This is a genomic window from Ochrobactrum sp. Q0168 (assembly GCF_016427605.1).
In the GTDB taxonomy this organism is placed as follows: Bacteria; Pseudomonadota; Alphaproteobacteria; order Rhizobiales; family Rhizobiaceae; genus Brucella.
In genome coordinates this window covers 112,188-121,463 of record NZ_JAELXQ010000011.1, presented here as the reverse complement: position 1 = coordinate 121,463, position 9,276 = coordinate 112,188, and the positions used below count along the sequence as shown (strand labels likewise).

Here is a 9,276-nt window from a genome sequence, read left to right as displayed (position 1 = left end):
GCGATAATCGCTCAAAATACCCAACCGGTTATAAATTAAACACCCTGGCGCGGGGTGGAGCAGCCCGGTAGCTCGTCAGGCTCATAACCTGAAGGCCGCAGGTTCAAATCCTGCCCCCGCAACCAAATCTTCTTAAATCCCAATATCCTTCATGCATGCACCTCACGATGGTAGCTGCACAAGCTTGTGCAAGCTTCGTGGAGCAGCAGCCCGTTCGACCTAAAATCGATTCACTGGATCGATTTTTTAACGGTCTCACCTCATCAGGCTCATAACCTGAAGGGTGAGGAGGATAAGGAATTGATCCAGTGAATCAATTCCCCGACGAACGGGACAAATCCTGCCCCCGCAACCAAAATCAATACAAAAGCCCCGCATCAAAATGCGGGGCTTTTTTTTGTATCTATCGGCAGCATCTGAAACCTGTTGTGTAACGAAAGGGCATGATAGGTGCGTTATGCAGGTCCTTGGCGCGCGCTGGCCTTCGATAGTTCCGACCAACATGCATCAATGACTTGTTGACGAACCATCGTGTAATGACCTTTTGATTTTTACTTAGTTGGGGGCGCACTTGTGATGGCGCGCGGTGCAATGCGATCGTTCCAGGGGATAGGCGCCTCGCTACGCTACACCATGATCCGGGCCGGGCTTGAGGTGGCGGCGGCTCCTTGCCTGCGCTCGACATTCCCGACTGCTGCGGGGCGCGGCGTCATCTTCACCCTGCATCATGTTCGTCCGGCGCTGGCGCAGCGCTTTGCCCCCAATGCACATCTGTCAGTCACGCCGGAGTTTCTGGAACAAGCGATCAGCGCGGCAATCGACGAGGGGCTTACGCCGGTTCATCTGCATGACCTGCCAGCTTTGCTTGCCGACAAGACCGACAGACGCAGGTTCGTAGCGTTCACTCTTGATGACGGCTATCGCAACAATGCCACCTTCGCAGCGCCCCTATTTGCGAAGTTCTCCATCCCCTACACGATCTTCATCAATCCGGGCTTTGTCGAACGCAAGCGCAGCCCATGGTGGGAAACGGCTGAAGCCTTGACGCGTACCGCCTCGCGCTTCGCGTTCGATTTTGGCAGTGGGCCTGTGGATGTTCGCTGTCAGACGCTCAACGAAAAGCGAGTAGCCTTTGATCAGCTCACGGACTTCGTTCAGGCCATCGATGAAGATGTTGCAGTGCACCGCATAGACATGACAGCTGAGCGCCACGGCGTGTCGCCAACAGCGATTGTCGACGATCTGGTGATGGATGAGCAGGAGTTGCGCTCGCTGGCCAAGGACCCGTTGGTTCATTTTGGCGCGCATACAGTCAACCACGTCAATCTGCGTCGTGTGAGCAACGACAGGCTGCGTCAAGAGATAGATCAATCCGCCGTAGCAATTGAACGCTATGTCGGGCAGCGCCCCCGCTCGTTCTCCTATCCCTATGGCTGGCCAACCGCTGTCGGCAAGCGAGAGGCGGTTGCCGTCGAAGACGCAGGATTTGCCGTGGGGGTGACCACTCAGCCGGGCGTACTGAGCGGTGACAGCCTGCTATCCCTTATGCGGCTGCCGCGCGTGTCGCTCAATGGCTATTATCAGAAGAAGCGCTATGTGAAGGCGCTCATCTCCGGCGTTCCGTTCAAGTTCCTGAGAAACAACTGAGCTTATTGTGGGTGGTTAGAGCATTTCCAGCAAAAGTGCGTAGCGCCTACGCGGGGAAATCAGTCCACTGGACTGATTTCTAATCCCGCTTCGATGCGTAGGATAATGCGTAAAAACAAATAGATAGAGCGGTTCCACGATTCCGTTTTAACCGGAACCGCTCTAGTGGCAAACCACACCGCTCAAAAGCAAAAATCCCGGACAATGCCGGGATCTTGAAAACAAACCTGTGCAGAAAACTGGAGCGGGCGAAGGGATTCGAACCCTCGACCCCAACCTTGGCAAGGTTGTGCTCTACCCCTGAGCTACACCCGCTCGCGCCAGTCGATCCAATAAAGAACCAATCCGTCAGGCACGCGCTATATGAACCAACACAACAAAGATTGCAACAGGGAAATCGAGCCTTTCGACGGGAAATTTTTCATCGCTGTGGATGATCGAAATCATGCTCCCGCACGACTGGCGCCAAGTCGTGAAAAACTGATTATCGATGCAAACAGCGCAAAGCCCGAAGCGATGAACAGGATATAGGGCGTGCCTTCCACGCCCCATTGCGCCAGCAGGAACGCCACGAAGGCCGCACCCAGCGACTGGCCGAGCAGACGGGCTGTGCCAAGCATACCGCTTGCGGCACCTGAGCGTGCGCGCGGCGTCGAGGTGATCATCATGCGGTTGTTCGGCGCCTGAAACAGGCCGAAGCCAATGCCGCATATGGCCATGCGCCAGCAGATGTCGGCAATCGTCGGATGGGCTGGCAACATGCCGACCAGCGCCAGCCCGGCTGCAAAGGTGATGAGGCCGAGCAGGCCAAGAATCGCCGGGGAATGTTTGTCTGAAAGCTTGCCGGACAATGGTGCAACCAATGCCAGCGCAATCGGCCATGGCATCATGAGAAAGCCGACCTCGATCGGCTCGAAGCCGAACACGGTCTGGAACAGGAATGGCAGCGAGATGAAGGCCATCATCTGCGCGAGGAACGACATGATCGACGTGCAGATCGAGAGTGTGAATACCGGAATGCGCAACAGATCGAGCGGCAGAAGCGGGTCTGTGGTGCGCAACGAGCGGCGCGTCAGCAGGATGCCCGCTATGAGACAGGCCGCAGCTTGCAGCACAACGACAGTTTTACTGATTTCGTTGCCCGCGCTGTCGATGGTCGTGATCAGAAGGCCGATGGTCAGGGCGCTGAGTATGGCGCTGACCACATCGAACTTGCGCGCCGAGCGTTCATTTTCCGGCAGGGTGCGGAGACCCATCGCAACCGCAGCGATACCGAGCGGGATATTGATGACGAAGAGCCATGGCCAGGTCAGAGAGGACAGGATGATGCCCGCAAGCGTCGGTCCGATGGTCGAAGAAACCGCGACAAAGAGCGCGTTGAGGCCGATGGCTGTGCCGAATTTCGCCTGCGGAACAGTATAGCGTAACAGCGCAGTGTTGACGCTCATCAGCCCTGCCGCGCCCAATCCCTGCACGACGCGCGCAAGGGTCAGCGTTTCGAGCGAGCGCGCGAAGACGCAAGCCACCGACGCGACCGTAAACAGCGAAACACCCGCCAGATAGATGCGGCGATAGCCGTATATTTCGCCAAGCGCTGCTAGTGGCAACAGGCTGATGACGATGGCGAGCTGGTAGCCGTTGACGATCCAGATCGAGGCTGCGGGTCCCGCGGAAAAATCGGCGGCGATTGTCGGCAAGGCGACATTGGCAATGGTGCCGTCAATGACGGCAAGCGTCAAACCGACCATCAAGGTAGCCCATGCCCAATAGATTCTCGGCTTGGGCAATCCGTCCGGTGCGACGGACGTGCCTTGCTTGATGACGGTTTCGTGCTTCATGTCATTGACCAGTCTGAGGGATGGCGGCAACCTTAACCCGATTGGTAAGGTGAGCAAGCTATCTAACTCAAAATTGCCCGCCGAACATCGTTTTTGCCCGATAAATTGGTCAGGTAACGCTATTGTGTGCCGTTTGCGGGCGAAACGGGCAGGTTCATCACCCGCGCATAATGGCGGGGATTGAAGCTCAGATAGAGCGGGCAGATCGCCGCGACCGTTAAGAGGTGCATGATCCAGCCCGCAGCAAAGCCTCCGGTGATATTATGGAGGAGCGCTGTCGCGACCGGCCCGAGCGCTGCGATCAGAAAGCCGCCGCCCTGCATCATGGCGGCCAAAGCGCCCGCTTCCTCCGGTTTCGGCAAATGATCGAGCGAGGTGATCATGGCAAGCGCGAAACTGCCGCCGAGACCCGCGCCGCAGATTGCCGACCACAGGACCGGCGATATGTCCGGCGCAAAGGCAAGCCCGGCAAATCCGACAGCTTGCATCAACAGGCTGAAAAGCAGCCATGGGCGGCGGTCGGTGCTGCGTCTTGCAAGCATGGGCAAGGCAAGCGCGCTCAAGGCCTGCGCAATCGCCATGGCGGCGACAAGGCTGCCCGTTGCCGAGGCTTCAAGCCCGAGCGTCTGATAATAAGGTGCAAGCCAGGCGACCATGGAGGAGTAGCCCGCATTGACGAGGCCGAATGCGGCCATCAGTGCCCATGTGCGCGGACGGCGCAAGAGCGTGGCTGTGATGCCCGGTTTTTGGCGCGCTGTTTTTGTTGTGCTTGGGGCCTCTTTCAGGATCGGCACGGCCGCGATCAGCGCGAGCACGGCTGGAATGGCAAGCAAAGAGAGCGCATAGCGCCAGTTATGGGCGGCACCGGCAAACCATGGCGCAAGCCGCGCGCCGAGCGCGCCGCCGCCCATGATGGTTGCGGAATAAAGCCCGGTGATCGCGGCGATGGACGATGGAAATCTGGCCTTGATGAGGCCGGGCATCAGCGCCTGTATCATGGCAACGCCCGCTCCGCAGAGAATGGCTGTGAATATCAGCGACAGACCGTCCGGCACGATACCGCGCAGGGCCGATCCGGCTGCAAGGATTGCGAGTGCTGCGAACATGCTGCGGCGCGTGCCGAAAAGCGACTGGATGCGCGGCGTGATAAATGCGCCAAGCCCCATCAGGAGCATGGGCAGGAAAGTCAGGAGTGAAAGCGCGCCAAACCCCATGCCTGTATCGGCGGCAATATCTGACAGAACCGGCCCCGGTCCCGTCAGGAAAGGCCGCAGGTTGAACCCGATCAGCGCGACGAGCGCGACAAGAGCAATGGGTGCGGTCTGGTTGCCGCCGGTGCTGGCATGATTGTTCTGCATGACGAGACTTTATTATGTGCCGCTGCGATCCTGCCATGCGCGCAGCAGGCGCTCGCCTTCTTCTGATGGGCGATGTTCAAAGCGGATACCGGTCTGCGCGCTGACTGGCTTGGCCAGTTCGGCGGCGATTTTGGCGGTGGACAGGCCGTAAGGTTCGGCCTGTTCGTTGGAATTGGCAAACAGGATCTTGTCGACGCCCGCCATGCGCATGGCGGCGAAGCACATGGGGCAGGGCTGGCCACTGGCATAGACGGCGCAACCGTCGAGACGCGACGATTGCAGGGCCTTGCCCGCAGCGCGCAGCGCCAGCAATTCGGCATGGGCGGTCGGGTCGCAGTCGGCCTGCATGCGGTTGACGCCGGTGGCAATGACGTCACCGTCCTTGACCACCACGGCGCCGAACGGACGTCCGCCCTGATCGACATTATCGAAGGCGAGCGCTATGGCCTGATCGAGAAAGGTGCGGTCGGTGCTCATTTCGCGCCTGCCTTTTCGAGAAGGGCGACCATCGGCGTAAAACCGCGCTGGCGCGCATGCTGCAATGGCGTCACGCCGTCCTTGTCGGCAAGGTTCACATCGGCACCGGCATCGATCAGCTGTTTCACGATATCGACATGACGCTCGCCACCATCGCCCAGAATGACGGCTTCCAGCAGGGCGGTCCAGTGAAGCTTGTTGACGTGATCGACATTCACGCCCGCTGCAATCAGCGTGCGCACGGTTTCGACATGGCCGCGTTCGGCTGCCGGAATCAACGCGGTTCCGCCATAGCGGTTGGTACTTTTCAGGTCAGCGCCGTGGGCCAGTGTCATTTTCAGGATTTCGAGATGACCGCGCGCGCCTGCATAAAGATAGGGGCTGTCATTGATCGCGTCCTTTGCATTCACATCCGCGCCCGCCTCGATCAAGGCGCGTGCGACATCGATGTGATTGGCGTGGGTGGCGGCGAGCAGGGCTGTTTCGCCATTCTTGCCGCGTGCTTCAAGATTGGCTCCCGCCTTGATGGCGGCCTTCACGGCGGCGAGATTGCCGCTGCCGGCTGCTTCGATAAGGCCGGTTTCGGTTTGTGCGATGGCCTGATGGCCGGGCAAGGTGGGTTCGCTCACGACAATCGCTCCTGCAATCAATGCCAAGGCAATCAAGCTGAATGATGTTCGGCGCATCGCGGCTCTCCTTGGTTGATCGCTTTCATACCGCTTGATGCTTATATTTGAAAATTAAATGTTGAACTGATATTCAGTGGATTTATGAATACTATATTCAATCTCGATCTGATGCGGGCCTTTGTGGCTGTCGTCGACAGCCGGAGTTTCACGGTTGCCGCGCAGCAATTGCACTCGACGCAATCGACCATCAGCCAGAAAATATTGCGGCTGGAAGAGGCGGCGGGTCAGCCCCTGCTGGAGCGCGCACGTCGCGATGTGCGACCTACCGATGCTGGGGAAAAGCTGCTCGGCTATGCGCGGCGCATGCTGCATCTGCATGATGAAGCCGCCGCCGCCATGACCGGCAGCGCGCTTGCGAGGGTGTTTCGTCTGGGGCTGCCGGAAGATTTCGCATCGCGACTGGTCACGCCTGCCTTGGCTGCATTCATGCGGGAACATCCGAATATCAAGCTGGAAGTGACAAGCGGTCTCAGCCGCGACTTGCAGAAAGGGTTCGAGACAGGTGACTTTGATCTCGTCATGGTCAAGCAGAAGCGCGGCGAGACGGTCGGCAAGATGCGCTGGCCAGAGCCTTTGAGCTGGCTTGAGAGTGCGGATTTTCCGGTGTCTTCGATGTCGCGGCTTGAACCGCTGCCGCTGGTCGCCTTTCCGCCGAACGGGCTTTATCGCAGCGACATGATGGAGGCGCTCGACCGGATCGGCAGGCCGTGGCATGTGGTGTTCACCAGTTCCAGTCTGGTGAGTATTCAAAGTGCCGTGGCGGAGGGACTTGGCGTCAGCCTGTTGCCGACGCGCGTCATGCTGCCTTCCCATCGCGCCGTACCGGAGCTTGCGGGCCTGCCCCCTGTCGAGCCGATGGAAATCGTCATCCGGCATATGGATCATGGCCCCGAGCAGATCAGGCAACTGGCCGGAATACTGGCAGAAACCGTCGAAAACTGATGATCATTCCCCGAAGCGGGATCGTAAAATATAGTCTTCCGAAATAATCCATAGTTTCTGGATGCTCCCCCAGAATTATCAGTCGTCAACAGGCTTCAATCTTTTCAGAAAAGTCGTTGAAATTCGGATTGACCGATTTTGTATCCAGGATATAGTTTGCGGAAAGTTGGGAGGCTTTTCGATTGTCGGCTTATGAATGGCGTAGTCAGACCCGGTTACTGGACGAAGTGGCAGAGGCGCTTCGGGAGCGAATCTATGCGGGCGTATATGCGCCGGGCGCGATCCTCCGGCAGGAGCACATAGCCACAGAATTCGGCATCAGCCGCACGCCTTTGCGTGAGGCTCTGCGCGTTCTGGAACGTGACGGGCTGGTCATCCATCTGCCGGGCCGCGGGGTGCGTGTCGCCTCCGCCGATCTCACCCGCCTGATCGATGCCTATGCTGTGCGTGAAGTGCTCGACGGTGTGGCTGCGCGCTTTGCCGCCGAGCGGGCGAGCGATGCGGATATCGCCCGGCTGCGTACCCATGTTGCAGGCCAGTCGGCGGTGGTCGATCCATGGGATGCCAAGGCCTATACCCAGTCCAATGTCGATTTTCATATGGCGGTGATGCACACGGCGGGCAACGCCTCGCTGATTGCTTTTGTGCCGCTGCTGCGTATGACATCGCAGGGTTTCGCGCCGTCCTTTTCGCTGTCGGTAGACCGTGCGCGCGACGCCATCCGCGAGCATGGCGCCATCGTTGAGGCCATCGCCGCGCGCGATGGCGAACAGGCTGAGCGGCTGGCGCGGGCGCATATTCGCGCCACTACGGCAAGATTGGAGGCGGAACAGCCTCTCCGGGAGAATCAACATGAAGCATGAGAATCAGACGGGAGGAGCGGGTTTGCTCCGTTATGGCAATTTTATCGCGGGTCAGTGGCAGGATACGGCTTCCGGCGAGCATATCACCGTCAAGAACCCGTCCGATGGCAGCGATCTGGCGCTGATCGCGCGCGGCACCAAGGCTGATATCGATCAGGCCGTGGCGGCTGCCCGCAAGGCGCTTTCCGGCGATTGGGGCAAGCTGACCGCAACGGAGCGCGGCCGCGTGCTGCACCGCATTTCGGAAGAAGTGTTGAAGAACATCGACCTTCTGACCGATCTGGAATCGAAGGACGTTGGCAAGCCGGTCAGCCAAGCCCGCGCCGATGTGGTGGCGCTGGCGCGTTATCTCGAATTCTACGGCGCATCCGCCGACAAGGTGCATGGCGACACGTTGCCCTATCAGAACGGCTTTACGGTTCTGTCGATCTATGAGCCGCATGGCGTTACGGGCCATATCATTCCGTGGAACTATCCGATGCAGATTCTGGGCCGCAGCCTTGGCGCAGCACTGGCCATGGGCAATGCCGCCGTGGTCAAGCCTGCCGAAGAAGCTTGCCTGACCATTATGGAATTTGCGCGTATTGCCGAAAAGGCCGGTCTTCCGGTCGGCGCGCTCAATGTCGTCACCGGGCTTGGCGCGGAAGCGGGCGCAGCGCTTTCCGAGCATCCCGATGTCAACCACATCTCGTTCACGGGGTCGGTGCGCACGGGCGAGGCGGTGCAGGCCGCAGCGGCGAAGAACACCGTGCCGGTGACGCTGGAACTCGGCGGAAAGTCGCCACAGATCGTTTTCGCCGATGCCGATCTCGACCGCGCCTTGCCGTTTCTGGTGAATGCGGGCATCCAAAATGCCGGTCAGACCTGCTCGGCTTCGTCGCGCATTCTCGTCGAGCGCAGCATTTATGAAGATGTCGTGGCGCGCATGAGCGAACGCTACCGCGCGCTGAAAGTCGGCCCGGCTAGTGCTGATCCGTCGGTCGGTCCGGTCGTGTCGCAGCGCCAGAAGGCGATTGTCGAGAGCTATCTTGATCTCGCCAAGGAAAGCGGGCTCGCCATTGCTGCGCAAGGCGTGCTGACGGAAGACGCGCCGGAAGGTGGGGCCTATGTGTTGCCGACGCTGATCCGCGACGTGCCTGCCGATCATCGTCTGGCGCAGGAGGAAATCTTTGGTCCGGTGCAGGTCATCCTGCCCTTCGATACCGAGGAAGAAGCCATCGCGATTGCCAATGGGACTTCATACGGCCTCGTCTGCGGCATCTGGACCAATGACGGCGGACGCCAGTTCCGCCTGGCGCGGGCCATCCATTCGGGTCAGGTCTTCATCAATAATTACGGCGCTGGCGGTGGTATCGAACTGCCCTTCGGCGGCGTGAAGAAATCCGGCCATGGCCGCGAAAAGGGTTTTGAGGCGCTCTACGGGTTTGCCTCGCTGAAGACGATCTCCGTGTATCACGGTTAA

At 59.3% G+C, this 9,276-nt stretch carries 8 protein-coding genes and 2 tRNA genes; 5 read left to right on the top strand and 5 right to left on the bottom strand.

Annotation, left to right across the window (positions count from 1 at the left end; all coding sequences use genetic code 11):
* The first annotated feature begins 48 nt into the window (after positions 1-48).
* Together JAU75_RS17655 and JAU75_RS17650 are read left to right on the top strand one after the other, a co-directional pair.
* Positions 49-125 (top strand) — tRNA-Met (locus JAU75_RS17655).
* Between the two features lie 466 nt (positions 126-591).
* On the top strand, positions 592-1,647 hold the full coding sequence (locus JAU75_RS17650; protein ID WP_199057777.1) for a polysaccharide deacetylase family protein: 1,056 nt from the start codon (positions 592-594) through the stop codon (positions 1,645-1,647).
* Between the two features lie 240 nt (positions 1,648-1,887).
* Here JAU75_RS17650 and JAU75_RS17645 read toward each other — a convergent pair.
* The 5 genes from JAU75_RS17645 to JAU75_RS17625 form a co-directional block, all read right to left on the bottom strand.
* Positions 1,888-1,962 (bottom strand) — tRNA-Gly (locus tag JAU75_RS17645).
* 128 nt (positions 1,963-2,090) lie between these two features.
* A complete protein-coding gene (locus tag JAU75_RS17640) occupies positions 2,091-3,485 on the bottom strand; it encodes an MFS transporter (protein ID WP_199057776.1) in 1,395 nt (464 codons plus the stop codon).
* Between the two features lie 119 nt (positions 3,486-3,604).
* Positions 3,605-4,843 (bottom strand): cyanate transporter, encoded by a 1,239-nt coding sequence (locus JAU75_RS17635; protein ID WP_199057775.1) that lies wholly within the window; start codon positions 4,841-4,843, stop codon positions 3,605-3,607.
* A 12-nt stretch (positions 4,844-4,855) separates the two neighbouring features.
* Positions 4,856-5,320, bottom strand: coding sequence for a nucleoside deaminase (locus JAU75_RS17630; RefSeq protein WP_199057774.1), 465 nt, complete (start codon positions 5,318-5,320; stop codon positions 4,856-4,858).
* Positions 5,317-6,006, bottom strand: a complete 690-nt coding sequence (locus tag JAU75_RS17625) for an ankyrin repeat domain-containing protein (RefSeq protein ID WP_199057773.1) — start codon at positions 6,004-6,006, stop codon at positions 5,317-5,319. The genes JAU75_RS17630 and JAU75_RS17625 overlap by 4 nt, the downstream gene beginning before the upstream one ends.
* A gap of 84 nt (positions 6,007-6,090) precedes the next feature.
* Here JAU75_RS17625 and JAU75_RS17620 point away from each other — a divergent pair, with 84 nt between their 5' ends.
* From JAU75_RS17620 to JAU75_RS17610, 3 genes are all read left to right on the top strand, one after another.
* Complete coding sequence (locus JAU75_RS17620; RefSeq protein ID WP_199057772.1) at positions 6,091-6,951, top strand: LysR family transcriptional regulator; 861 nt, start codon at positions 6,091-6,093, stop codon at positions 6,949-6,951.
* A 182-nt stretch (positions 6,952-7,133) separates the two neighbouring features.
* Positions 7,134-7,814 (top strand): GntR family transcriptional regulator, encoded by a 681-nt coding sequence (locus tag JAU75_RS17615; protein WP_199057771.1) that lies wholly within the window; start codon positions 7,134-7,136, stop codon positions 7,812-7,814.
* Positions 7,804-9,276, top strand: coding sequence for an aldehyde dehydrogenase family protein (locus JAU75_RS17610; protein WP_199057770.1), 1,473 nt, complete (start codon positions 7,804-7,806; stop codon positions 9,274-9,276). The genes JAU75_RS17615 and JAU75_RS17610 overlap by 11 nt, the downstream gene beginning before the upstream one ends.

Bases quoted from the DNA above. Each gene is read 5' to 3' on its own strand.
- JAU75_RS17650 (WP_199057777.1), top strand. From the start codon at position 592: ATGCGATCGTTCCAGGGGATAGGCGCCTCGCTACGCTACACCATGATC.
- JAU75_RS17640 (WP_199057776.1), bottom strand. From the start codon at position 3,485: ATGAAGCACGAAACCGTCATCAAGCAAGGCACGTCCGTCGCACCGGAC.
- JAU75_RS17635 (WP_199057775.1), bottom strand. From the start codon at position 4,843: ATGCAGAACAATCATGCCAGCACCGGCGGCAACCAGACCGCACCCATT.
- JAU75_RS17630 (WP_199057774.1), bottom strand. From the start codon at position 5,320: ATGAGCACCGACCGCACCTTTCTCGATCAGGCCATAGCGCTCGCCTTC.
- JAU75_RS17625 (WP_199057773.1), bottom strand. From the start codon at position 6,006: ATGCGCCGAACATCATTCAGCTTGATTGCCTTGGCATTGATTGCAGGA.
- JAU75_RS17620 (WP_199057772.1), top strand. From the start codon at position 6,091: ATGAATACTATATTCAATCTCGATCTGATGCGGGCCTTTGTGGCTGTC.
- JAU75_RS17610 (WP_199057770.1), top strand. From the start codon at position 7,804: ATGAAGCATGAGAATCAGACGGGAGGAGCGGGTTTGCTCCGTTATGGC.